The sequence below is a fragment of the Kitasatospora sp. NPDC048298 genome, from assembly GCF_043201465.1.
Classification (GTDB): Bacteria; Actinomycetota; Actinomycetes; order Streptomycetales; family Streptomycetaceae; genus Kitasatospora.
Genome location: NZ_JBICYZ010000005.1, coordinates 53,584 through 77,496 on the forward strand (window position 1 = coordinate 53,584; position 23,913 = coordinate 77,496).

Sequence of the window (23,913 nt, forward strand, 5' to 3'; positions counted from 1 at the left end):
ACCTACCTCCTTCGTCCCCGTACCTCCCTCGAAGGGCTGCTGGCTGTGACCATCACCTCGTACAACCCCGCCGACCCGGACGACCTCGTCGTCGCCGTCGAGGAGCCCGGCGCCGAGGCCGTGCGGGCCGCCGTCGGGCGGGCCCGGGCGGCGCAGGGCGACTGGCTCGCCGCCGGTGCGGGCGCCCGGTCGGCGGCGCTCGGCCGGATCGCGGACGCCGTGGAGGCGCACGCCCACGAGCTGGCCGCGCTGATCGTGCGCGAGGTCGGCAAGCCGTCGGCCGAGGCGCTCGGCGAGGTCGCCCGCACCGCGGCGATCTGGCGCTACTACGCGCAGGCCCCGTACGCGCCCTCCGGGGCCGTGCACGAGCCCGCCGCCGGGCCCGGGCTGCTGCTCACCCGGCGCCGCCCGTACGGGGTGGCCGGGCTGATCGCGCCGTGGAACTTCCCGCTGGCGATCCCGACCTGGAAGGCCGCGCCGGCCCTCGCCGTCGGCAACGCGGTGGTGCTCAAGCCGGCGCCCGAGGCGACCGCCTGCGCGCTGCGGCTGGCGGAGCTGGCCGGGCTGCCCGAGGACGTGTTCACCGTGCTGCCCGGCGGGGCGGAGGAGGGCGCGGCGCTGGTCGACGCCGTGGACGTGGTCTCCTTCACCGGTTCGACCGGCGTCGGCCGGGCCGTGGTGCGGGCCGCGACCGAGCGCGGGGTGCCGGTGCAGGCCGAACTCGGCGGGCTGAACGCCGCGCTGGTGCTGCCGGACGCCGACATCGCGCAGGCCGCCGGGCACATCGCCGCGGCCATCGCCGGGTACGCCGGGCAGAAGTGCACCGCCACCAGCCGGGTGATCGCGGTCGGCGCCGCGTACGAGCCGCTGCGCGAGGCGCTGGTCAAGGCGCTGGCCGCGGTCGACGACGCGGTCTGCGGGCCGGTGATCAACGCCGCGGCCCGGGAGCGGCTGACCGGCGCCGTCGCCTCGGCGGTCGAGTCCGGGGCCGTCGTCCTGGCGGGCGGCGGGGTGCCCGAGCGGGCCGGCTGGTACGTCGAGCCGACCCTGCTCACCGAGGTGCCGGCCGAACACCCGCTGGCGCGCGAGGAGTTCTTCGGCCCGATCGCGGTGCTGCACGCCGCGGCCGACCTGGACGAGGCCATCACGCTGGCCAACGACACCCCGCACAGCCTCTCCACCTCCGTGCACACCCGCAGCCTGGACGTGGCGCTGGCCGCCGCCGACCGGCTGGACGCGGGCATGATCCGGGTCAACGCCCCGTCCAGCGGCGTCGACTTCCACCTGCCCTTCGGCGGGGCCAAGGGCGCGAGCCACGGCGACCGCGAGCAGGGCCAGGCGGCCCTGGACTTCTACACCGTCAGCCGGACCGTCAGCGTGCTGCCGGGCGGTGGCGCCTGATGTTCGTCCGCACCGTCGACTACCACACGGCCGGCGAGCCGTTCCGGATCGTGCTGGACGGCGTGCCGCCGATCCCCGGCGACAGCGTCGCCGAACGCCGCGCCATCGCGATCGGCTCGGGCGGCAGCGCGACCTCGCCCCGGTCGAGCGCGCTGGACGACGTCCGGCAGCTGCTCAGCCGGGAGCCCCGCGGCCACGCCGGGATGTACGGCGGCTTCCTGGTGGCGCCGGACGACGACGAGGCGCACCTGGGCGTGCTGTTCTGGCACAAGGACGGCTACTCCACCGCCTGCGGGCACGGCACCATCGCGCTCGGCGCCTGGGCGGTGGACTCCGGGCTCGTCCCGGCCCCCGCCGACGGCGTGGCGCGGGTGCGGATCGACGTGCCGTCCGGCCGGGTCACCGCCCTGGTGCACCGGACCGGTGGGCGGACCACCGGGGTGACCTTCCGCAACGTGCCCAGCCGGGTGACCGCGCTGAAGCTGCCGGTGGAGACCTCGCGCGGCACCGTGGAGGTCGCCGTCGCGCACTCCGGCGCCTGCTACGCCTCGGTGCCGGCCGCCGCCCTCGGGCTCGCCGTGGAACCGGCGCAGCTGCCCGAACTCACCGCCGTCGGACGGGAGATCAGGGCGGCGCTGGCCGACGCGGAGGCGGTCGCGCACCCGACGGACGCCCGGCTCTCGGGCGTGTACGGGGTGGTGCTGTACGACGAACTCCCCTCGGCGGACGGCGGGTTGAACCAGCGGAACGTCACCGTCTTCGCCGACGGCCAGATCGACCGCTCGCCCTGCGGCTCCGGCACCTCCGCCCGGCTCGCGGTGCTCGCCGCCGAGGGCCGGCTGGCCCCCGGCGAGCCGCTGCGGCACGAGTCGATCATCGGCACGGTCTTCACCGGCCGCTTCCTCGCGGGCGGCGACCCGTACGGCGAGGGCGTGGTCACCGAGGTCGGCGGGACGGCCCACCGCACCGGCGAGCACGGCTTCGTCCTGGAGCCGGGCGACGAACTGGGAGCGGGGTTCCTGCTGTGAGCCCGACCGCACCGCCCGGTACGGCCGTCGTGCCGCTCCGGTACGCCGTCGCGGGCACCGGCGGGGTCGGGCCCGCCGACGCGGTGGAGGCGATCGAGCGGGTGCTGCTGGACGGGTTCGACCCGGAGGCGGCACCCGCCCGGTCGGCCGTACCCGTCCCCGCCGGGGAACTGCTGCTGATGCCGGCCGCCGCCGGGCCGTACGCCGGGGTGAAGATCGCCGGGGTCGCGCCCGCCAACCCCGAGCAGGGGCTGCCCCGGATCACCGGCAGCTACCTGCTGCTCGACGGGCCCACCCTGCAGCCGCTCGCCCTGCTGGACGGCGCCGCGCTCACCGCGCTGCGCACGCCCGCCGTCACGGCGGCCGCGCTGCGCCGGCTGGCCGTGCCGGAGGCCGAGCACCTGGTGCTGTTCGGCTCCGGACCGCAGGCGTACGGACACCTGGACGCCCTGCTCGCCGTCCGCCCGCTGCGCCGGCTCACCGTGGTGGCGCGCAACGCCGAACGGGCGCAGGCCCTGGTCGCGTACGGGCGGGAGCTCGGACTGGCGGCCGAGGTCGGCGGCCCGCGGGCGGTCCGCGACGCGGACCTGGTGGTCTGCTGCACCACCGCGCGCACCCCGCTGTTCGACGGTGCGCTGGTGCCGGCGCACGCGGCGGTGGCGGCGGTCGGCTCGCACGAGCCGGACGCCCGGGAGGTGGACGAGCTGCTGGTCCGGCGGGCCGAGCTGTACGTGGAGGCGCGCGGCGTCGCGGCCCGGGAGGCCGGGGACCTGCTGATGGCGGGCGTGGCCGGGCGGCAGCTGTGGAACCTCGCCGAGCTGGTGCGCGGCGACGCGCTGGTGCCGGACGGGCGGCCGCGGTTCTTCAAGAGCGTCGGGATGGCCTGGCAGGACCTGGCCGTCGCGGCGGAGGTGCACCGGCGGCAGTAGCCGCTCAGTCTCCGTGGAAGGCCAGCCAACTGCCCGGAATGGCGGCACAGTTGGCGAGCAGGTTACGCAGGTCGCGGACGGCCGCCCGCTGCTCCTCGGTGGTGCAGCGGGCGAGCAGCGCGGTGGCCTCCTCGAAGGCGGCGCCGGCGTCCTGTTCGTTGAACAGCGTGTCGCCGTACGGGTCGATCCGGCCGAGCCGGTGGTGCGCCGGATCGGTGTGCCGGGCCAGGGCGATGGTGAGGGCCTCGCCGGGGCTCGAAAGGTGCAGCATCCGGGGGCGGGTGCGGCGGCCGTCGTTCGGGCGGCCGTCGTACAGCGCCATGTCGATTCCCACGTCCGTTACTCCTGTCGGTGGTCGGGAGTCGTGGAACCGGAGCCGGCGCAGCGGGAAGGGATCCCCCGCTGCGCCGGCTCCTCGCGTTTTCCCGGCCGGGTTCGCTGGCCCGGTGTCCGGTGTCCGGTGCCCCGGTGTCAGGCCCGGTCGGCGGCGTAGGCGGTGACCAGCCGGGCCAGGTGCTTGCCGGTGACCAGCAGCGGCTCCTCGCTGCGGGCGACCTGGGCGGCGAGCTCGGCGCCCTCCAGGGCGCCGATCACCGTGCCGGCCAGCTCGCGGGCGTCCTCCTCGCGGATACCGGCGGCGCGCAGCCGGTCCGTCACGAGGGCCCGCCAGTTGGCGAAGGCCTCGGCGACCGCCTCCTCGATCACCGGCGCCCGGCCGACCGTCTCCAGGGCGGTGCTGGTGATCGGGCAGCCGTCCTGCCAGTCGGACCTGCGCAGTTCGGTGGCGAGCAGCCGGGTGCAGGAGGTCATCGCCGTGCCCAGGTCCGGCGAGGAGCCGAGCCCGGCGCGCAGCAGGACGGCGAACTCCTCGTCGCCGTGCCGGATCGCCTCGGCGGCCAGCTCCTGCTTGCCGCCGGGGAAGAAGTGGTAGACGGAGCCGAGGGTGGCCTCGGCCTCGCGGGAGATCTGCTTGATCCCGGTGCCCTCGTACCCCTGGCGCTGCAGCAGCCGGGAGGTGGCCCGGACGATCCGCTCGCGGGTGCCGGGTTTCGCCTCGGCCGTCGCACTGGTGCCGGCGCCGGTCTTCGGGCCGGCCTTCGGGCCGGTCTTCGCGTCGGCTCTCTCGGGCGTCTTCACGCCGCGATCCTAGCCGAGATTCTGAGTAGAGCGTTCGTTCCAGTCCTGTGCTAGCGTCGGCCCGGCGCTCTGAATAGAGCGTTCGTTCCAGAGGATCGGTCCAGTGGAGGGGAAGACGCATGTCCGTTGAGCGGCAGTCGAAGCGGTCCGTGACGGTGATCGGGCTCGGCCCGATGGGGCAGGCCATGGCCGGGGCGTTCCTGGACGCCGGGTACGAGGTCACGGTGTGGAACCGCACGGCCGCGCGGGCCGGGGAACTCGTCGCCCGGGGCGCGCGGTTGGCGCCCGGCGCCGAGGCGGCGGTGGCGGCGAACGAACTGGTGGTGCTCAGCCTCACCGACTACGACGCGGTGTTCGAGGTGCTGGAGGCGGTCGAGCCGGCACTGCGGGGGAAGGTCGTCGCCAACCTCAGCTCGGACACCCCCGGGCGGGCCCGCGAAGCCGCCCGCCGGCTGGCCGAGCTCGGCGCCGTCCACCTGACCGGAGGGGTGCAGGTGCCGCCGTCGGGCATCGGCAACCCCGGGTCGTCCACCTTCTACAGCGGCCCGGTCGAGCCGTTCCGGCGGCACCGGGCCGCCCTGGAGGTGCTCACCGGGGCCGACTACCGGGGCGACGACCCCGGGCTGGCGCAGCTGTACTACCAGATCCAGATGGACCTGTTCTGGACCTCGATGGTCGGCTACCTGCACGCCACGGCGATCGCCGAGGCCAACGGGATCCCGGCCGAGGAGTTCCTGCCGTACCTGAGCTCGACCGCCGCCTCGATGCCCGGCTTCCAGGCGTTCTACGCACCGCGGATCACCGCCGGGGACCACCGCGGGGACGTCGACCGGCTGGCGATGGCGCTGGCGAGCATCGAGCACGTCCGGCACACCGCGGAGGCCTCCGGGGTGGACGGCGCGCTGCCGGCCGTCCTGGCGGAGGCGGTCCGGCGGGGTGTCGAGGCCGGGAACGGCGCGGCGAGCCTGAGCACGCTGGTGGGGCGGTTCCGCCGGGCGTAGCCCTCCGTGCGGGTCCGGAGGTGGGCCTGAAGATCGTGTGCCGTCGGCCGTTGTCACGGCCGACGGCCGCTGCCACCATGGCTTTCGGGGGGTGCGAGGGGTCGTCGCGGCGGGCTCGCGACGGGCTGGTGACGGGTGTTCGAATCACTGGCTGTTGCGCACGCAACGTAACGTGACATTGTACGCTGGTGTTCTGCACCCACCCGGAGGAACACCATGGCCGACCTCAAATCCCGCACCCTGATCTCCGTACAGGAGCGGCTTCGCGACCAGGTCGCCCACGCACTCCGGGCGGCCCTGATCTCCGGCGAACTGCGCCCCGGCGTGGTCTACTCCGCACCCGCGCTCGCCGCCGACTTCGGCGTCTCCGCGACGCCGGTCCGCGAGGCCATGCTCGACCTCGCCCGCGAGGGCCTGGTCGAGGCCGTCCGCAACAAGGGCTTCCGGGTCACCGAGCTGACCGACCGCGACCTCGACGACTTCACCGAGATCCGCGCCCTGATCGAGGTCCCGACCGTCGGCCGGGTGGCCCGCACCGCCACCAAGGAGCAGCTGGAGCGGCTGCGCCCGCAGGCCGAGGCGATCGTCGCGGCGGCCGGCAAGCACGACCTGATCGGCTACCTGGAGGCCGACCGCCAGTTCCACCTGGACCTCCTGGGCCTGGCCGGCAACAGCCGGCTGGTCGAGGTCGTCGGCGACCTGCGCAAGCGCTCGCGCCTGTACGGCCTCAACCGGCTCGACGAGCGCGGCGAGCTGGTCTCCTCGGCCCAGGAGCACCTGGAGCTGCTGGACCTGCTGCTCGCCGGCGACTCCGCCGGGGCGGAGGCCTGCATGACCCGCCACCTCAGCCACGTCCGCTCCCTGTGGGCCGGCGAGGAGAAGCCCGCCGAGCCGGAGCCCTCGGCCCTGCGCCTGCGGTCCAGGTAGGGGCAAACCGCTCGTTCGGGTGAAGAGTGAGGATCGGGCGTCGGGAGATGCCCGGGTTCTACGATGATGCTCTCGACATCGGCAGCCAGGAGGAAATCCATGTCCGCCGCAGCAGTGGAAGAGCCCTTCGAGCAGCTGACGCTGCTCGAATCCGCAGAGCTGGTCTCCCAGCAGCTTGTGGGGCACCGGGTCGAGATCCTCGGAGGACAGATCACAGTGACGCCGCCCGCAGACGGCCAGCACGGTGACTCTCTCACCAGCATGAGCGTTCCGTTCCTCATGGCGGGCCTCCACGGCGATACGACCCGTGTGATCCAGGGGATCGGCCTCTGGCTGCCCCAGGGGCCATCGGACTACGCCGTTCCCGACATGTCGATCGTCGATGCCGACTACGCGGACCACCTGATCGAGCGCAACTGCTACGACCCGGCGATCTTCAGGCTGGTGGTGGAGGTGACCTCCTCGAACCACCTGACCGATCTCAAGATCAAGCCGACCTTGTACGCGGAAGCCGGAGTGCCCGTCTACGCCATCGTCGACCGCAAGAACCTGAAGGTCATGGTCCTGACCGACCCGCGGGACGGCGAGTACCGCGTGCACGCCGTCCACCACCCGGGGCAGTCCTTCACCCTGCCGGAGTCGATCGGAGCGTCGGTGACGCTCTCGGTGGACGACGTGCTGACGGCCAAGAAGTAGGTCAGACCGCCGCCGCGGGCAGCGTCAGCCGGCCGTCGTGGACCTCGGCGATCTGGTCGACGGCCGTCAGGTGGGTGCGGTCGTGGGTGACCAGGACGGTGGCGGTGGCCCGGCGGTGGGTGAGGTCGGTGATCAGGTCGAGGACGGCGGCGCCGCGTTCGTGGTCGAGGGCGCTCGTGGGTTCGTCCACCAGGAGCACCGTGGGGTCGTTCATCAGCGCGCGGGCGATGTTGACCCGCTGACGCTGGCCGCCGGAGAGCTGGTGGGGACGGCGGGCGGCCTGGTCGCGCAGGCCGACGGCGTCCAGGAGCTCCAGGGCGCGGGGCAGGGCGCTGCGCGGGGGGCGGCCGTCGAGGTGGGCCATCACCTGCAGCTGCTCCACGGCGGTGAGCGAGGGCAGCAGGTTGGCCTGCTGGAAGACGATGCCGATCCTGCTGCGGCGCAGCGCGGTGAGGTCCGCCCGGCTGAGGCCCGTGGTGTCGGTGCCGTCGATGACGACCTGCCCGGAGTCCGGGCTGATCAGGGTGGCGGCCACCGCCAGCAGGCTGGACTTGCCGGAGCCGGAGGGGCCGACGACGGCGGTGAGCGAGCCCTTGGGGACGGTCAGCGAGACCTCGTCGAGGGCGGTGAGGCGGCCGTCGCCGTCCGGGTAGGTCAGGGTGATGCGGTCCAGTACGAGGCTCATGCGCCCGTCTCGCTTCGCTCGGCGGAGGCATTCGCCCACGCGCACCTTTCAATGGTCACTTCGCTTTGCTCGTTCATCGGGCGCTCCCCAGGGCGGTCAGCGGGTCGACGGAGGTGATCCGGCGGATGGACAGGGCCGCGCCGATCGCGCCGAGGGCGATCATGACGGCGGCGGGCAGCAGGACGGTCGGGGCGTCCAGCACGAAGGGGACGGCGGAGCCGATCAGCGCGCCGAAGCCGGAGGCGATCGCGGTGCCCAGCAGGGTGCCGAGCACCAGCAGCAGGACGGCCTGGCCGAGGGCGTCGCGCAGCAGGTAGCGGGTGGAGGCGCCGAGGGCCTTGAGGACGGCGATGTCGCCGCTGCGCTGGATCGTCCAGACGGTGAAGAACGCGCCGATCACCAGGGCGGAGATGGCGAACAGGAAGCCGCGCATCAGCTGGAGGGAGCCGTTCTCCGAGGTGTAGGAGCCGATCGCGGCGAGGGCGTCGTCGCGGGTGTGGGTCTCGGTGCCGTGGCGGGCGTCGGCGGCGGCCAGGTCGGCGCCCTTCGCCGTGTCGAGCGCGATGACGGTGGCGTGGCCGGCGCCGCCGGGGGCGAACCGCTGCCAGTCGGTGAGGCTGGTCCAGATCACCGGGGTGTGGCTGTACGCGGCGTCGCCGTCGACGGCGGCGACCCGCAGCGGGTGCCCGGCCAGGGTGAACTCGGCGCCGGTGGTGAGGCCGCCCAGGTTCTCCGCGGCGGTCTTGGACAGCACGGCCTGGCCGGCGGTGATCCGGCCGCCCTGCGGGGCGAGGCCGGAGCCCTCCGGGACGCCGAAGGCGGACAGTGCGGCGGTGCGCTGCCCGGCGGCGGCCTTGGTGGTGGTGATGCCGAGCGGCTGGGCGGAGGTGACGCCGGGCTCGCGGGCCCAGGCCTGCCACTGTTCGGGGGTGACCTGGGAGTCGGTGAAGGAGAGCTTCTGCCCGTCGGCGGGCTTGCCGAAGACCAGGTGGTCGGCGGGCAGGCCGGTGATGGCGGAGATGTTCTGCCGGCCGAGCCCGGCGGTCAGTCCGGACAGCAGGCCGACCAGGACGGTGATCAGCACGATGACGGTCCCCATCAGGGCGAACCGCCCCTTGGCGAACCTCAGGTCCCTCCAGGCGACGAACACGTTGGGCCTTCCTCTGCGCAGGTGTTTTCGACCCTTCCACCGTCCTGGACGACGGGGCCTCGGGGCATCGCGCCGGGGATTGCATCCTGGGCATCAAAGGGAAGACGCCGAGTTCAACCTTTTGATTGATGCCGGACCGGTGGTGCCGACTTAGGCTGGACGGATGGCGACCGAACGATCCAGAACCACCCCCGTCGCCCGCGTCCTCCAGGTCTGCCTGCACCTGCTCGTGGCGGGCCTGCTCGCGCTCGCCGTCGCCCGGGCCGTCTTCGTCGACCGCAGCGGCGATCCCGCGGCCGTCGCCGCGGCGGCCACCGCGATGGCCGCCGTCTACACCGTCGGGCCGCAGCTGGCCGCCGTGCGCCGTTCGCGCCGGGCGGCCGCGCTCTGGCTGGTGCTGCTCGGCGTCACCTGGGCGGGTGTGCTGATCGCCACCCAGGACGGGGTCTGGCTGGCCTTCCCGCTGTACTTCCTGGAGCTGCACCTGCTCGGGCGGCGCGGCGGCCTGGTCGCCGTCGGGCTGACCGCCGCCGCGTCGATCGCCGCGTGGTCCTGGCACCAGCACAGCTTCGGCTTCGCCGCCTCGATCGGGCCCGCGCTCGGCGCGGCCGTCGCCACCGCGACCGTGCTCGGCTACCAGGCGCTGTACCGGGAGAGCGAGGAACGGCGCCGGCTGATCGACGAGCTCACCGCCGCCCGCGCCGACGCCGCCGCCGCGCACCACGCGGCCGGGGTGCTGGCCGAGCGCGAGCGGCTCGCCCGGGAGATCCACGACACCCTCGCGCAGAGCCTCAGCTCCATCCAGTTGCTGCTGCGGGCCGCCCAGCGGGCCCTGCCGGAGCGCACCGAGGCCGCCGCCGGGTACGTCGAGCAGGCGCGCCAGGCCGCGCAGGACAACCTGGACGAGGCCCGCAGGTTCGTCCGGGCGCTCACCCCGCCCGCGCTGGACGGGGATCCGCTGCCGGTCGCGCTGGAGCGGCTGTGCGCGACGACGACGGCGCACGGCACGCTGCCCGTCCACCTGCACGTCTCCGGCGACCCGGTGCGGCTGCCGGCCGCGCAGGAGGTCGCGCTGCTGCGGATCGCGCAGTCGGCGCTCGGCAACACCATCCGGCACGCGGCGGCGACCCGCGCCGAGGTGACACTCAGCTACATGGAGGGCGAGGTGGCGTTGGACGTGGTCGACGACGGGGCCGGGTTCGATCCGGCGGCGGTCGCGGGCCGCACCAGTGAGGAGGGCGGGTTCGGGCTGCCCTCGATGCGGGCCAGGGCGCGGGCACTCGGCGGCAGCTTCACGGTGGAGTCGGTGCCCGGCGAGGGCACGGCGGTGGCGGTGCAGCTGCCGGTCACCGCGGAGGCCGGCTCGTGATCGGGCTGCTCATCGCGGACGACCACCCGGTGGTGCGGGCCGGACTGCGGGCGGTGCTGGAGTCCGAGCCGGACTTCACCATCGTCGCGGAGGCGGCCACCGCCGAGCGGGCCGTCGAGCTGGCCGCGGAGCCGGGCGTGGACGTGGTGCTGATGGACCTCCAGTTCGGGCCGGGGTCGGCGATGAACGGGGCGCAGGCCACCGCGGCGATCACCGCCAGGCCGGGCGCGCCCCGGGTGCTGGTGGTCACCACGTACGACACCGACGCGGACACCCTGCCGGCCCTGGAGGCCGGCGCCACCGGCTACCTGCTGAAGGACGCGCCACCGGAGGAACTGGCCCAGGCGGTACGGGCCGCCGCGGCCGGGCGCAGCGCGCTGGCGCCCAGCGTCGCGGACCGGCTGCTGGAGCGGATGCGGACGCCGGCGGCGGCGCTCAGCGCCCGGGAGACCGAGGTGCTGGGGCTGGTCGCGGACGGGCTGGCCAACCAGCGGATCAGCCAGCGGCTGCACCTGAGCCAGGCCACGGTGAAGTCCCATCTGGTGCACATCTACACCAAGTTGGGGGTGGACTCGCGTACGGCGGCGGTGCGCGAGGCGCGACGGCGGGGGCTGATCCGCTGAGCGTAGGGTGGGATCGGTCCCCGTGCCCGCCCGCAGTGTGAGGAGCCCCGATGGCCGTCGGTATCCATGACCTCGCCGTGCCCGTGATCGCCGCCCCGATGGCGGGCGGGCCCTCGACGCCCGAGCTGGTGGCGGCGGTGAACCGGGCCGGCGGGCTGGGGTTCCTGGCCGCCGGGATGAAGAGCGCCGCCGGGATGTCCGAACAGATCGCCGCGGTACGGAAGGCCGGCGACCGGCCGTTCGGGGTGAACCTCTTCGTGCCGGGCCCGCCCGGGGACCGGGTGGCCGTCGCCGCCTACCGGGAGCGGCTGCGGCCCGAGGCCGAGCGGTGGGACGTGACGCTGCCGGAGGAGGCCGAGCCGGACCGGGACGACTGGGAGGCCAAGCTCGCCGCGCTGGTCGCGGACCCGGTGCCGGTGGTCTCGTACACCTTCGGGTTGCCGACGGCCGAGGAGGCGGCGGCGCTGCGGGCGGTCGGGACGACCCAGGTCGCCACCGTCACCACGCCGCGGGAGGCGCGGGCGGCGCAGGCCCTCGGGATGGACGCGCTGTGCGTGCAGGGCCCGGAGGCGGGCGGCCACCGGGGCACCCACCGGGTGGCGGACGTGCCGGGGGACCTGCCGCTGCTCCGACTGCTGCCCGCCGTACGGGAGGTGACGGCGCTGCCGCTGGTCGCCGCGGGCGGGCTCGGCGACGGCCCGGCCGTCGCGGCGGCCCTGCGGGCGGGGGCGGTGGCGGTGCAGCTGGGCACGGCGCTGCTGCGCTCCGACGAGTCCGGTGCCCCGGCCGCCCACCGGGCCGCGCTCGTCGAACTCCCGGAGACGGCCGTCACCCGGGCCTTCACCGGCCGTCCCGCCCGCGGCCTGCGCAACGCCTTCATCGACCGCTACGGCCCCTACGCCCCGCCCGCCTACCCCGAGGTCAACCGCCTCACCACCCCCTTGCGCGCCGCCGCCGCCCGCCGCGGCGACACCGCCGCCATGCACCTCTGGGCCGGCACGGCCCACCTGCTCGCCCGCACCGGCCCCGCGGAGGCGATCGTCACCGAGCTGTGGCGCGCGGCGCGGGGGTAGCCGCTCAGCTCAGCAGGTCGGCCATCCAGGACTCGACGGCGTCGGCGGTGCGGGGGAGGGCGCCGGACATCAGGTGGGCGCCGTCGGCGGTGATGACCAGGTCGTCCTCGATGCGGATGCCGAGGCCGCGGAGTTCGGCGGGGAGGGTCTCGTCGTCGGGCTGGAGGTAGAGGCCGGGTTCGACGGTGAGGACCATGCCCTCCTCCAGGGTGCCGTCGAGGTAGCGGTCGGCGCGGGACCTGGCGCAGTCGTGGTAGTCGAGGCCGAGCATGTGGCCGCTGCCGCAGAGGGTGTAGCGGCGGTAGAGGCCGTTGTCCTCGGCGAGGGCCTCCTCGGCGGAGACGGGCAGGACGCCCCAGTCGGCGAGGCCCTCGGCGATGACGCGCATGGCGGCGCGGTGGAAGTCGCGGAACTGCGCCCCCGGGCGCAGGGCGGCGATGCCGGCGCTCTGGGCGGCGAGGACGAGGTCGTAGGCCTGGCGCTGGACCGGGGTGAAGGTGCCGCTGAGCGGGAGGGTGCGGGTGATGTCGGCGGCGTAGAGGGTGTCGGTCTCGACGCCCGCGTCCAGCAGCAGCAGGGAGTTCGGGTCGAGGGCGCCGTCGTTGCGGATCCAGTGCAGCACGCAGGCGTGGGCGCCGGAGGCGGCGATGGTGGTGTACGAGGTGCCGTTGCCCTCGGCGCGGGCGCGCAGGTCGAAGACGCCCTCGATCCAGCGTTCGCCGCGGTGGTGGCGCAGGGCGGTGGGCAGGGCGCGGACGACGTCCTCGAAGCCGGTGGTGGTGTGGTCGACGGCCAGCTGCAGCTGGCCGATCTCCCAGGCGTCCTTGACCAGGCGCAACTCGGAGAGGACGGCGGCCAGTTCGCCGTCGCGGAGTCCGTCGTCCGGCCGCCCGGTGGCCTCGTCGACCAGCGGGTCGGTGCCGGCCAGCACCCGGGTGGGCGGCTGGGGGCCGCTGAGCAGCTTGCCGAGGTCGTCGAGGTGTTCGGTGCGCACCCCGGTGAGTCGGGCCGCCTCGGCGAGGTCGGGCCGGGAGCCGACCCAGAACTCGCCGTAGCGGCGGTCGCGGTAGAACTCGCCGCCGTCGCGGGGGGAACGCGGGCGCAGGTAGAGGATCGGCTCGTGGCCTTCGGGGCCGGCCGGTTCGAGGATCAGGACGTGGTCGGCCTGGTCCTCGCCGGTGAGGCCGGTGAGCCAGACGTACGCGCTGTGCGGGCGGAAGCGGTAGTCGAGGTCGTTGCAGCGGACCTTGAGCCGGCCGGCCGGGACGATCAGCCGTTCGCCGGGGAAGGCGGCGGAGAGCCGGGCGCGGCGGCCGGGGAAGCGGTCGTAGCCGGGGACCCGCCGGTCGGTGGGGAGCGGGGTGGCGGCCCAGCTGGTGGCCATGAACGAGGCGAGGGCGGGGGAGACCGGGAGGTCGTGGCTTCCGGTGTTGAGGCCGGTCGTGGGGAGGGTCACCGGTGAACTCCTAGATGGGGCTGGGGAGATGCGGGCACGGACACAGCTCGGTAACGGAGGGCGTCACCTCTTGTGCAGTGCAATTTCACATTACTATGTTACGGGTCACACAGCGCAGCCGGCCAGATCGCGGGATCGGGCCCCCACAGCGGAGTTGCACATGACCAGGCGCACCCACGCCGCCCTCGCGGCGGCCCTCGCGGCGACCCTCACCCTCGGCCTCGGGGCCTGCTCCAACGACAAGAGCGACAGCGGCACCGACGCCGCCCCCTCCGACGGCAAGGGCCCGGGCGCGGCGTCCGGCTCGATCATCGGCGGCACCCCGGTCAAGGGCGGCACCCTCACCGTCCTGACCAACCAGGACTTCGCCCACCTCGACCCGGCCCGCAACTGGACCGTCCCGCACATGGACTTCGGCACCCGGCTGATCTACCGCACCCTGACCACCTTCAAGTCCGAACCGGGCGCCGCCGGCAGCGAGATCGTCCCGGACCTCGCCACCGACCTCGGCAAGTCCTCCGAGGGCGGCAAGGTGTGGACCTTCACGCTGAAGGACGGCCTCAAGTACGAGGACGGCACGCCGATCAAGTCCGCCGACATCAAGTACAACGTCGAGCGCTCCTTCTCCCCGGACCTCACCGGCGGCCCCGACTACGCGATCCAGTACATGGCGGGCGGCGAGAACTACAAGGGCCCGCTGGGCGGCGAGCACCTGGCCAGCATCGAGACCCCGGACGACAAGACGATCGTCTTCCACCTGAAGCGCTCGGTCGCCGAGTTCTCCTCCACCGTCTCGCTGCCGACCTTCTCCCCGGTGCCGCAGTCCCAGGAGAAGGGCACCCAGTACGACGCCCGGCCGTTCTCCTCCGGCCCGTACAAGATCGAGACCTACGACCGCGGCAAGCAGCTGGTGCTGGTCCGCAACACCAACTGGGACGCGGCCACCGACACCGTCCGCAAGGCGTACCCGGACAAGGTCGTGGTCACCCAGGGCATCAAGGGCGGCCAGGCCGACGACCGGATCATCGCCAGCGACGGCGCCGACGCCAACGCCATCAACATGCCCTGGATGCAGCACGAGACCGTCGCCAAGGTGCTGCCCAAGCCGGACATCAAGTCCCGGATGGCCGCCGAGGTCACCGGCTGCACCGACATGCTGTACCTGAACACCGCCAAGGCCCCCTTCGACGACCCGAAGGTGCGCGAGGCGATGATGTGGGCGGTCGACCGCGACGCGCAGGTGACGGCCTTCGGCGGCCCGGCGATGGCCGACGTGGCGACCTCCTACCTGCCGCCCTCGCTGACCGCCGGCGTCAAGTCCGACCCGTTGAAGATCCCGGCCACCGGGGACCCGGAGAAGGCCAAGAAGCTGCTCCAGGACGCCGGCAAGACCGACCTCAAGGTCTCGCTCACCGTCTCGCTCGGCGACAAGACCCGTGCCGAGGCGATCCAGCAGTCGCTGTCCAAGGCCGGCGTCCAGGTCACCATCAACACCACCGACCCGTCCGCCTTCCAGGACACCGTCGGCGACATCAAGAACGCCCCGGACCTGACCATCCAGGGCTGGTGCCCCGACTACCCCTCCGGTGCGACCTTCCTGCCGTTCCAGTTCGACGGCCGCACCATCAAGGAGAAGGGCAACCAGGGCAACCTGAGCCAGTTCAAGGACCAGGCCACGATGGACCGGATGGACCAGATCGCGGCCATGACGGACGTCAACGAGGCCAACAAGGCCTGGCAGCAGCTGGACCAGGACCTGCTGAAGAAGGCCCCGGCCGTCCCGCTGATCTGGCAGCGCCGCCCCCTGCTGGTCGGCTCCAACGTGGCCGGCGCGTTCGGCAACCAGGGCTACGCCGGCATGCTCGACCTGGGTGCCATCGGCCTCAAGGACCCCGCCAAGGGCAAGTGAGGGGCCGTCAGCGATGAGTAGCACCACTGAGCCCCCCGCCGTGGCCGACGCCACGGCGGGGGGCGCCAAGAAGAGTGCCGGGCGCGGGCCCTGGCGGCTGGTCTGGGACCAGCTGTGGGCCAAGGGCTCGGCCCGGTTCGGACTGATCACCGTCGGCGTGCTGCTCCTGGCCGCCGCGCTGGCCGGCCCGCTCAGCTCGCTCGGCGGCTGGACCCCCGAGGAGTTCGACAAGCGCGCCATCGACCCGTACCTGGGCGGCGTGCCCCGGGGCGACTTCGGCGGCATCAGCGCCCGGCACTGGCTCGGCGTCGAGCCGGGCACCGGCCGCGACCTGTTCGCCCGGGTGCTGCACGGCGGCCAGGTCTCCCTGCTGATCGCGTTCACCGCGACGGCCGTCGTCGTGCTCGTCGGCACCCTGGCCGGCATCGCGGCGGGCTACTTCGGCGGGCGCGTCGACACCCTGCTGTCCCGACTGATGGACCTCACGATGTCCTTCCCCTCGCTGATCTTCATGATCGCGATGATGTCGGTGGCCAAGGACGTCAACCGGATCCTGCTGATCACCCTGGTGATCGGGCTGTTCACCTGGCCCGGCATCGCCCGGGTGGTGCGCGGCCAGACCCTCTCGCTCAAGCACCGCGAGTACGTCGAGGCCGCCAAGGTCGGCGGGGCGCGCTCCTGGCGCATCCTCACCAGGGAGATCCTGCCGAACGTCTCCGGCCCGATCATCGCCTACACCACCCTGCTGGTCCCCGGCATGATCGCCACCGAGGCCGCGCTCAGCTACCTCGGCGTGGGCGTCCGCCCGCCGACCGCGTCCTGGGGCCAGATGATCGCCGAGAGCATCGTGCACTACGAGACCGACCCGACCTACTTCCTGATCCCGACCGCCTTCCTGTTCGTCGCCGTGCTCGCGTTCACCCTGCTCGGGGACGCGCTGCGCGACATCCTCGACCCCCGGGGAGGCCGGTCGTGATCCTCTACCTCGGCCGCCGGCTGCTCGGCGTGGTGGGCATCCTGCTCGCCATCTGCGCCATCACCTTCACCATCTTCTACCTGCTGCCCAACGACCCGGCCGCGGCCGCCTGCGGCAAGACCTGCAGCCCCGAGCGGCTCGCCGACGTCAAGGCGGCGATGGGCCTGGACAAGCCGGTCTGGGACCAGTTCCTCGCCTACCTCGGCGGCATCTTCGCCGGCCGCGACTACGGCTCCGGACCCAGCGCCGTGCACTGCGGCTTCCCCTGCCTCGGCTACTCCTACGAGTACGGGCTGCCGGTGTGGGACCTGCTCACCGACCGCCTGCCGGTCTCCATCTCGCTGGCGCTCGGCGCGGCCGTGCTCTGGCTGGTCCTCGGCCTCGGCGCGGGCGTCACCTCGGCGCTGCGCAAGGGCCGGCCGGTCGACAAGGCGCTGATGGTGCTGTCCGTCGGCACCGCCTCGCTGCCGGTCTACTTCACCTCGATCATGCTGATCTGGGGCGTCGTCAGGACGGCCGGCCTGCTGCCCTACCCGGCGTACCACAAGTTCACCGAGAACCCCTTCGAGTGGGCCTCCAACCTGCTGCTGCCGTGGATCGCGCTGGCCCTGCTGTACGCGGCGATGTACGCCAGGCAGAGCCGCAACTCGATGATCGAGACGATGGCCGAGCCGTACATCCGCACCGCCCGGGCCAAGGGCCTGCCGTCGCGGACGGTCACCGTCAAGCACGGGCTGCGCTCCGGGATGACGCCGATCCTGACCATCTTCGGGATGGACCTCGGCGGGCTGCTGGCCGGTGCCGTCATCACCGAGTCGATCTTCGGCCTGCCCGGCGTCGGCCGGCTGTTCTACGACGGCCTGGCCCGATCCGACCAGCCCGTCATCCTCGGCGTCACCCTGCTCGCGGCCTTCTTCATCGTCGCGGCGAACCTGCTGGTCGACCTGCTCTACGCGTTCGTCGACCCGAGAGTGAGGTACTGATGGCCGAGCTGTTGGAGGTCGAGGACCTCAAGGTCGCCTTCGACACCCCGCGCGGCACCGTCCGGGCGGTGGATGGGATCTCCTTCACCGTCGAGGCCGGGCGGACCCTGGGGTTGGTCGGCGAGTCGGGCAGCGGGAAGTCCGTCACCTCGCTCGCCGTCATGGGCCTGCACCGCGGCGCCACCGTCACCGGCTCGATCCGGCTGAACGGCCAGGAGCTGAGCGGCCTGGGGGAGCGGGAGCTGGGCGTCGTCCGGGGCCGGCGGATCGCGATGATCTTCCAGGACCCGCTGTCCAGCCTGCACCCCTTCTACACCGTCGGGGAGCAGATCGCCGAGCACTACCGGGTGCACTTCAAGGCCAACCGCAAGGCCGGGCGGGCCCGGGCGGTGGAGATGCTGGCCGAGGTCGGAATCCCCGAGCCGGCCCGCCGGGTCGACGAGTACCCGCACCAGTTCTCCGGCGGCATGCGCCAGCGCGTCATGATCGCCATGGCGCTCGCCTGCGAGCCCGAGCTGCTGATCGCCGACGAGCCCACCACGGCGCTCGACGTCACCGTCCAGGCGCAGATCCTCGACCTGATCGCCCGGATCCAGCAGGAGCGCGGCCTCGGCGTCGTGATGATCACCCACGACCTCGGCGTGGTCGCCCGGGTCGCCCACGAGGTCCTGGTCATGTACGGCGGCCGGGCCGCCGAACAGGCCCCGGTGGACCGGCTGTTCGCGCAGCCCGCGCACCCGTACACGCGCGGCCTGCTGGACTCGCTGCCGCGCCTGGACGACACCGACGACGCCCCGCTGCGGGCCATCCCCGGCAGCCCGCCGTCGCTGATCGCCCCCGCCCCCGGCTGCTCCTTCGCCCCGCGCTGCGCCCGCACCATCGCCGCGTCCGCCGAGGAGCACGCCCGCTGCCTGGCCGAGCGCCCCCTGCTCGGCCCGCTCGCCCCCGGCCACCAGGCCGCCTGCCACCTGCCGCTGGTGCCGGAAGGGGTGTCGCGATGACTCAGCCGTTGCTCTCGGTACGGGACCTGGTGAAGACCTTCCCCGGCCGGCGCGGGCGCACCGGGCGGCCCGGCGCGCCGATCCGGGCGGTGGACGGGGTGAGCTTCGACGTCGGCGCGGGCGAGACGCTCGGGCTGGTCGGCGAGTCCGGCTGCGGCAAGTCGACCACCGGGCGGATGATCGTCCGGCTGCTCGACCCGACCTCGGGCACCGTCACCTTCGACGGCACCGAGATCGGCGGGCTCTCCCAGGCGCAGCTGCGGCCGCACCGGCGCGACCTCCAGATGGTCTTCCAGGACCCGTACTCCTCGCTCAACCCCCGGCAGACGGTGGCCCGGATCATCTCCGAGCCGCTGCTGGTCCAGGGCGAGAGCGCGACGGCCGCGCGCGAGCGGGCCGCCGAGCTGATGGAGCTGGTCGGGCTGATCCCCGAGCACCTGGACCGCTACCCGCACGAGTTCTCCGGCGGCCAGGCCCAGCGCATCGGCATCGCCCGCTCGCTGGCCACCTCGCCGCGGCTGGTGATCGCCGACGAGCCGGTCTCCGCGCTGGACGTCTCCATCCAGGCCCAGGTGGTCAACCTGATGGAGCGGCTCCAGAAGGAGCTGGGGCTGGCGTACGTGTTCATCGCCCACGACCTCTCGGTGGTCAAGCGGGTCTGCGACCGGGTCGCGGTGATGTACCTGGGCCGGATCGTGGAGATCGGCGACAAGGCCGAGGTGTACGGCAACCCCGCGCACCCGTACACCAGGGCGCTGCTGTCCGCCGTCCCGCTGCCCGACCCGGAGGCGGAGCGGACCAGGGAGCGGATCGTGCTGCTCGGCGACCCGCCGAGCCCGGCCGCCCCGCCGCCCGGCTGCACCTTCCACCCGCGCTGCCCGAAGGCCCAGGACCTGTGCCGGACCGAGCGGCCGCTGCTGAGGATCGCCGGGCCCGGCGAGCGGCAGGCGGCCTGCCACTTCCCGGAGGCCTGAGGCGTGTCCCGCGGATTCCGTCGGCCCCGGCCCGGATCCGCGGGACCCGGCCCGAGGCACCAATGACCCCCGGTCGGACGCGGCGGGGAACCCTGCGAGGGCCGCGTCCGACCGGGTTCCACCCTTCCCGTCCCAGGCCTCGTCCCGTCCCGGCCCTCGTCTCAGTCCTCGACGGGCAGCAGGCCCTCGCCCGGCAGCAGCCGGCGCGGGCCCGGCCCCTCGGCGGCGAGTTCGTCCCCCGGGTTGAGCACCCGGCAGCGGCGCAGCGACACGCAGCCGCAGCCGATGCAGCCGGTCAGCTCCTCCTCCAGCCGCTCCAGCTCGGCCCGGCGGGCGCGCAGCTGCTCGGCCCAGCGCCGGGAGATCCGCTCCCAGTCGTGCTTTCCGGGCATCCGGTCCTCGGGCAGTCCGGTGAACACCTCGGCGACCTCGGAGAGCGGGATGCCGAGCCGTTTGGCGACCAGGATGAGCGAGATCCGGCGCAGCACGTGCCGCCGGTAGCGGCGCTGGTTGCCCGCCGTGCGCTCGGAGGAGATCAGCCCCTGGTCCTCGTAGAAGCGCACCGCCGAGGTGGCGATCCCGGCCCGCCGGGCCACCTCGCCGACGCTCAGCAGATCGACCGGTGCGGTGGTCATGGCGGCTCCTCGGCAGTCGGTCTTGACTTCAAGTTTTGTTGAAGTCCTAGCGTACCGGACGTGACCGAATCAGTTGCCGCCAAGAACGACAGGACCCAGCCCGAGCTGGGAAGTTACCCTAAGGAGTCGCCGTCCGTGGGAGCCACCGGCGGGTGGCGCGAACTCTTCTCCCGCCGCTACGCCGCCCCCGCCTCGATCCTGGCCGGCGGCGTCGCGCTGTACGCGATGAACCTCTACTTCACCGCCGCCCTGATGCCCTCGATCGTGGCCGACATCGGCGGCGAGCGGTACTACGCCTGGGTGGCCACCGGCTTCCTGACGGCCGCCGTCATCGCCTCGATGCTGGTCAGCCGTCTGCTGGACCGGCTCGGCGCCGCCCGGGCCTACGTGCTGGGCTTCCTGGTCTTCGGCGCCGGCGCGGTGGTCAACGCGCTCAGCCCGTCGATGGCGGCGCTGATCACCGGCCGGGTGGTGCAGGGCCTCGGCGGCGGCCTGGTCGCCGGGCTCGGCTACGCCGTGATCCGCAGCGCCCTGCCGGAGCGGCTGTGGACCCGTGCGGCCGGGCTGGTCTCCGCGATGTGGGGTGTCGGCACCCTGGTCGGCCCGTCGCTGGGCGGGCTCTTCGCCCAGCTCGGCATCTGGCGCGGGGCGTACGTCCTGCTGCTGGCCGCCGCGCTCGTGCTGGCGGCGCTGGCCCGCCGGGTGCTGCCCGGGCGCTCCGGCGCGGGGCACGGCAGCGGCCCGGTGCCGCTGCCCTCGCTGCTGCTGCTCACCCTGGCGGCGGCCGCCTTCAGCGTCAGCTCGACCGTGCCGAGCGGCTGGCCGACGGCGCTCTGCCTGCTCGCCGGACTGGCGCTGCTGGCGGGCTTCGTCTCGGCCGAGCGGCGCGCGGCGGCGACGGTGCTGCCGCAGCAGACCTACCGGGCCGGCAACCCGCTGAAGTGGCTCTACCTGACCGTCGCGGTGCTCTGCGCGGGCGTGGTGACGGAGAACTTCATCCCGCTGTTCGGCCAGGAGCTGGGCGGGCTCTCCCCGCTGGTGGCAGGGTTCCTCGGCGCCACGACCTCGGCCGGCTGGACCACCGCCCAGCTGTTCAGCGTCGGCATCGAGTCGGCCCGCGGCCGGGCCCTGGCGATCCGCACCGCGCCGCTGGTGCTGGTCGCCGGCCTGCTGGTCTACGGGCTGTCGCAGACCGGGCACGCCTCCGGGCTTCGGGTCCTGCTGTGGGCGGTGGCGCTGTTCGGCGCCGGCACCGGGATCGGGCTGGCCTTCCCGCACCTGAGCGTGGCCGCGATGCGCAGCAGCAGCGACCCGGCCGAGGGCGGCAAGGCGGCCGCGGCGATCAACACCACCCAGCTGATCGCCTTCTCGGTGACCTCGGCACTGGCCGGCACGCTGGTCAACCTGGGCGGCGACACCCCGGTCGACTCGGCCCGGTACATGACCTTCGGGATAGCCGCGATCACCGTCCTCGGGGTGGCGACCGCGGCCCGCACCGCCCGTGCTCTGGGGCGGTGAGGACACGGACCGGCCCCGGATCCCCTTCGTCGGGGGGATCCGGGGCCGCTTTTCACACGGTTGCGCGGGTCAGGAGGCCGGGCCGACCCGGACGGTGGTGATCTTCCCGCCCTGGGACTCCCGGACGACCTCGATCTTCGTGTTGGTGTCCGGCACCTTCACCGTCAGCTGCGGCGTCGCCGGGTCGCCGTACACCCCGGTGTGGTCGTTGAACACCGGCACGGCCGGCTTCGCCGGGACCCGCACCGCGACGCCGCCCTTGTGCAGGGTGAACGGCGTGGTCGGCTTGAGCGAGAAGGGCGCGTCGTACGTCTGCGCCCGCCCGTTGACCAGGGTGCCGTCGGCGAAGCGGACCGGCGCCGGGTGGGCGTCGACCGGCAGGATCAGCCCGCCGCCGGGGTGGTCCTTGGTGTTGTTGTCACCGTACGAGGTGTCCCACAGCCAGACCAGGACGCCCTCCTGGTACGGGTAGTTGTCCACCACGTTGGCCTTGCCCGCGACGCCGCCGTAGCCGAAGTTGTACGGGCCGGTCTTCAGGAACGCCCCGTAGCCGGTGTAGCGGCGGTTCTCGGCGAGGTACGCGCGCGGGTGCTGCTTGACGGCGGTGCGGCCGGTGATGACCGTGAAGCCGCCGGCCGTCCAGCCGCCGGTGCCGTTCTCGGCGCCGTCGGTGAACAGCACGGTGGCGCCGGCGGTGGCCTTCACGGCGTCCACCAGCACGCCCCGGCCGTGGGTGTTGCTGTCCGAGGTGACGTGGAAGCGCAGCCGCACCTGCTGCCCGAGGTAGCCGTCCAGCGGGATGTGCAGCTGCTTGTAGCCGCCGGAACTGCCGCTCAGTCCAGGGGTGTTGGCGCTGGTGTTGCCGATCGGGGCGCCGTCCACGGTGCCGCCGAGGGCGGTCCAGTGCTTGCCCTGGTCGGTGGAGGCCTCGACGGTCAGGAAGTCGTAGTCCTGCTCGGTGTCGTACCAGACCGCCGCGTCCAGGGCGGCCGGGCCGGCGGCGGTGCGCAGGTCGACGTCCCGGGCGAGGGAGTTGTCGAGGTTGTCGCCGGTGTCGCTCCACCACTGCCGGCCGCCCTCGTACGGGTCGGCGAGGTCGGTGCTGGTGGTGCCGTCCGGCAGGTGCACCAGGACCGCCTGGGCCTGGTCGGTGTTGTAGCTGCTCACCCCGAGGGCGTGGGTGGAGCGGGTGGCGGCCTGCGCCTCGTCGTAGTCGAGCCAGCCGAACTGCAGCTTGCTCCAGGCGTCGAGGTCGCCGGGGTAGCCGCCGGTGGTGTTCGGGCCCTTGCCCAGGTAGGAGCCGGAGGACATCAGCGACCAGAAGTTGACGCTGTTGTCGCCACCGCTGGTGGGGTACAGGTCGGGCAGGCCGAGGTTGTGGCCGTACTCGTGGGCGAACAGGCCGACGCCGCTGTTCTCGCCCGCCTGGACGTAGTCGTAGACGTACAGGCCGGTGTCGCCGACGGGGGCGCCGCCGATCCTGTTGCCCTCCGGGCCGGTCTGCCCGGTCGCGTCCGGGAAGGTCCAGCTGCGGTGCGCCCACAGCGCGTCGGCGCCCTGGGCACCGCCGCCCCAGGTCTCGTCCACGCCCGCGTGCACCACGACGACGTTGTCCAGGTAGCCGTCCGGCTGGGCGAACTCGCCGTCCTTGTCGTGGTCGTAGCGGTCGTAGACGTCGTACTGGGCGAGCTGCGCCTTGATGTCGGCGGCGGAGCGGCCCTTGGCGATCTCGCCGTCGTACCAGGCCTTGACGGCGTCCCGGATGAACTCCTGGCCCTGGGTCCAGGCGCCGGAGCCCTGCGGGCCCTTGTTGCTGCCGTAGCGGGCCTCGTTGTACGGGACGGTGACCCAGTCGCTGACGGTGCCCTCGACGTCGTACCGGCCGGAGGACTGGGTGCGGTAGTAGTTGCGCATCGACACCGCGCCGGGCGTGTCGTCGAAGAACATCTTCTGGTAGTACGCGCGGTCGAAGTCCGCCGACCACAGGGTGTGGTTGTCGTCCTGGCCCGGCTTGGGGATCTGGTTGTGGCGTGGGCCGGGGGTGCCGCCGTAGCGGGCCTGGCCGTTCCACTGGGTGGTGGTGTCCACCTGGTCGCCGAACTGGGCGAGGATCACGAAGACCTTGTCCGTGCGCTGGTGCGCGAGTTGGACGTAGTCGTCGCCGATCTTCACCTTCGCCGGGGCCCGCTTGCCGGCGCTCTTGGCGACGGTGCCCTTGTTGAGCTGTTCCAGGGCCTTGCCGCGCAGCGCCTGGCGCTCGCGCTCCTGCGGGACCAGCGGTGCGGGCGGGGCCTCGGCGCCCTGCCCTGCGTCGGCGGGGGCGGCGAGGGCGGCGGGGGTCGGGGGTGCGGCCTGGGCGGGGGTGCCCAGCAGGGTGGCCGCTATCGCGCCGGTGGTGAGCGCGGCGGCGAGGGCGGCGGACAGTCTGCGCAACTGACCGTT

22 protein-coding genes are annotated in these 23,913 nt (G+C 73.6%); 15 read left to right on the plus strand and 7 right to left on the minus strand.

Annotation, left to right across the window (positions count from 1 at the left end):
- The first annotated feature begins 45 nt into the window (after positions 1-45).
- Genes ACGF0D_RS05885 through ACGF0D_RS05895 form a run of 3 tightly spaced genes read left to right on the plus strand, consistent with a single transcriptional unit; the run spans position 46 to position 3,358 of the window.
- On the plus strand, positions 46-1,401 hold the full coding sequence (locus ACGF0D_RS05885) for an aldehyde dehydrogenase family protein (protein ID WP_392874427.1): 1,356 nt from the start codon (positions 46-48) through the stop codon (positions 1,399-1,401).
- Complete coding sequence (locus tag ACGF0D_RS05890) at positions 1,401-2,429, plus strand: proline racemase family protein (RefSeq protein WP_392914116.1); 1,029 nt, start codon at positions 1,401-1,403, stop codon at positions 2,427-2,429. Before ACGF0D_RS05885 ends, ACGF0D_RS05890 begins: the two co-directional genes overlap by 1 nt.
- Positions 2,426-3,358, plus strand: a complete 933-nt coding sequence (locus ACGF0D_RS05895; protein WP_392874432.1) for an ornithine cyclodeaminase family protein — start codon at positions 2,426-2,428, stop codon at positions 3,356-3,358. Before ACGF0D_RS05890 ends, ACGF0D_RS05895 begins: the two co-directional genes overlap by 4 nt.
- 4 nt (positions 3,359-3,362) lie before the next feature.
- Here ACGF0D_RS05895 and ACGF0D_RS05900 read toward each other — a convergent pair whose 3' ends face one another.
- Both ACGF0D_RS05900 and ACGF0D_RS05905 read right to left on the minus strand, forming a co-directional pair.
- A complete protein-coding gene (locus ACGF0D_RS05900) occupies positions 3,363-3,692 on the minus strand; it encodes a hypothetical protein (protein ID WP_392874435.1) in 330 nt (109 codons plus the stop codon).
- Positions 3,693-3,829: 137 nt separating this feature from the next.
- Positions 3,830-4,495, minus strand: a complete 666-nt coding sequence (locus ACGF0D_RS05905) for a TetR/AcrR family transcriptional regulator (RefSeq protein WP_392914117.1) — start codon at positions 4,493-4,495, stop codon at positions 3,830-3,832.
- A gap of 119 nt (positions 4,496-4,614) precedes the next feature.
- Between ACGF0D_RS05905 and ACGF0D_RS05910 the strand changes: the two genes are divergently transcribed.
- The 3 genes from ACGF0D_RS05910 to ACGF0D_RS05920 all read left to right on the plus strand — a co-directional run bounded on the left by ACGF0D_RS05910 (position 4,615) and on the right by ACGF0D_RS05920 (position 7,119).
- Positions 4,615-5,496, plus strand: a complete 882-nt coding sequence (locus tag ACGF0D_RS05910; protein ID WP_392914118.1) for an NAD(P)-dependent oxidoreductase — start codon at positions 4,615-4,617, stop codon at positions 5,494-5,496.
- A 216-nt stretch (positions 5,497-5,712) separates the two neighbouring features.
- Positions 5,713-6,423, plus strand: a complete 711-nt coding sequence (locus tag ACGF0D_RS05915; RefSeq protein WP_392874442.1) for a GntR family transcriptional regulator — start codon at positions 5,713-5,715, stop codon at positions 6,421-6,423.
- A 99-nt stretch (positions 6,424-6,522) separates the two neighbouring features.
- On the plus strand, positions 6,523-7,119 hold the full coding sequence (locus ACGF0D_RS05920) for a Uma2 family endonuclease (RefSeq protein ID WP_392874445.1): 597 nt from the start codon (positions 6,523-6,525) through the stop codon (positions 7,117-7,119).
- Position 7,120: 1 nt separating this feature from the next.
- Here ACGF0D_RS05920 and ACGF0D_RS05925 read toward each other — a convergent pair whose 3' ends face one another.
- On the minus strand, positions 7,121-7,804 hold the full coding sequence (locus ACGF0D_RS05925) for an ABC transporter ATP-binding protein (RefSeq protein ID WP_392914119.1): 684 nt from the start codon (positions 7,802-7,804) through the stop codon (positions 7,121-7,123).
- 73 nt (positions 7,805-7,877) lie between these two features.
- The gene (locus ACGF0D_RS05930) at positions 7,878-8,954 is read right to left on the minus strand and encodes an ABC transporter permease (protein ID WP_392874451.1); all 1,077 of its coding nucleotides are present in this window, start codon (positions 8,952-8,954) and stop codon (positions 7,878-7,880) included.
- Between the two features lie 163 nt (positions 8,955-9,117).
- Between ACGF0D_RS05930 and ACGF0D_RS05935 the strand changes: the two genes are divergently transcribed.
- The 3 genes from ACGF0D_RS05935 to ACGF0D_RS05945 are packed head-to-tail and all read left to right on the plus strand — an operon-like array spanning position 9,118 to position 12,019.
- Positions 9,118-10,323 carry a sensor histidine kinase gene (locus ACGF0D_RS05935; protein ID WP_392914120.1) on the plus strand — a complete coding sequence of 402 codons (1,206 nt, stop codon included), beginning with the start codon at positions 9,118-9,120 and terminating at the stop codon, positions 10,321-10,323.
- A complete protein-coding gene (locus ACGF0D_RS05940; protein WP_392874456.1) occupies positions 10,320-10,946 on the plus strand; it encodes a response regulator in 627 nt (208 codons plus the stop codon). The genes ACGF0D_RS05935 and ACGF0D_RS05940 overlap by 4 nt, the downstream gene beginning before the upstream one ends.
- A 50-nt stretch (positions 10,947-10,996) precedes the next feature.
- Positions 10,997-12,019 (plus strand): NAD(P)H-dependent flavin oxidoreductase, encoded by a 1,023-nt coding sequence (locus ACGF0D_RS05945; RefSeq protein WP_392874459.1) that lies wholly within the window; start codon positions 10,997-10,999, stop codon positions 12,017-12,019.
- A gap of 4 nt (positions 12,020-12,023) precedes the next feature.
- Here the strand turns inward: ACGF0D_RS05945 and ACGF0D_RS05950 are convergent, their stop codons facing one another.
- Complete coding sequence (locus ACGF0D_RS05950) at positions 12,024-13,475, minus strand: aminopeptidase P family protein (protein ID WP_392914121.1); 1,452 nt, start codon at positions 13,473-13,475, stop codon at positions 12,024-12,026.
- 160 nt (positions 13,476-13,635) lie between these two features.
- Here ACGF0D_RS05950 and ACGF0D_RS05955 point away from each other — a divergent pair, with 160 nt between their 5' ends.
- From ACGF0D_RS05955 to ACGF0D_RS05975, 5 genes are read left to right on the plus strand one after another with little or no spacing between them, the layout of a single operon-like run.
- A complete protein-coding gene (locus ACGF0D_RS05955; protein WP_392914122.1) occupies positions 13,636-15,384 on the plus strand; it encodes an ABC transporter substrate-binding protein in 1,749 nt (582 codons plus the stop codon).
- A 13-nt stretch (positions 15,385-15,397) separates the two neighbouring features.
- On the plus strand, positions 15,398-16,360 hold the full coding sequence (locus ACGF0D_RS05960) for an ABC transporter permease (RefSeq protein ID WP_392914123.1): 963 nt from the start codon (positions 15,398-15,400) through the stop codon (positions 16,358-16,360).
- Positions 16,357-17,343, plus strand: coding sequence for an ABC transporter permease (locus ACGF0D_RS05965; RefSeq protein WP_392874471.1), 987 nt, complete (start codon positions 16,357-16,359; stop codon positions 17,341-17,343). Before ACGF0D_RS05960 ends, ACGF0D_RS05965 begins: the two co-directional genes overlap by 4 nt.
- The gene (locus ACGF0D_RS05970; RefSeq protein WP_392914124.1) at positions 17,343-18,344 is read left to right on the plus strand and encodes an ABC transporter ATP-binding protein; all 1,002 of its coding nucleotides are present in this window, start codon (positions 17,343-17,345) and stop codon (positions 18,342-18,344) included. The genes ACGF0D_RS05965 and ACGF0D_RS05970 overlap by 1 nt, the downstream gene beginning before the upstream one ends.
- Positions 18,341-19,318, plus strand: coding sequence for an ABC transporter ATP-binding protein (locus tag ACGF0D_RS05975; RefSeq protein WP_392874477.1), 978 nt, complete (start codon positions 18,341-18,343; stop codon positions 19,316-19,318). The genes ACGF0D_RS05970 and ACGF0D_RS05975 overlap by 4 nt, the downstream gene beginning before the upstream one ends.
- Positions 19,319-19,479: 161 nt before the next feature.
- Here the strand turns inward: ACGF0D_RS05975 and soxR are convergent, their stop codons facing one another.
- On the minus strand, positions 19,480-19,953 hold the full coding sequence (gene soxR / locus ACGF0D_RS05980; protein WP_392874480.1) for a redox-sensitive transcriptional activator SoxR: 474 nt from the start codon (positions 19,951-19,953) through the stop codon (positions 19,480-19,482).
- A 60-nt stretch (positions 19,954-20,013) separates the two neighbouring features.
- On the opposite strand from soxR, the gene ACGF0D_RS05985 reads away from it, so the two are divergent.
- Entirely contained in the window at positions 20,014-21,471 is a 1,458-nt protein-coding gene (locus tag ACGF0D_RS05985; protein WP_392914125.1) for an MFS transporter, read from the plus strand.
- A 69-nt stretch (positions 21,472-21,540) separates the two neighbouring features.
- Here ACGF0D_RS05985 and ACGF0D_RS05990 read toward each other — a convergent pair whose 3' ends face one another.
- On the minus strand, positions 21,541-23,904 hold the full coding sequence (locus tag ACGF0D_RS05990; RefSeq protein WP_392874485.1) for an immune inhibitor A domain-containing protein: 2,364 nt from the start codon (positions 23,902-23,904) through the stop codon (positions 21,541-21,543).
- Positions 23,905-23,913 lie beyond the last annotated feature (9 nt).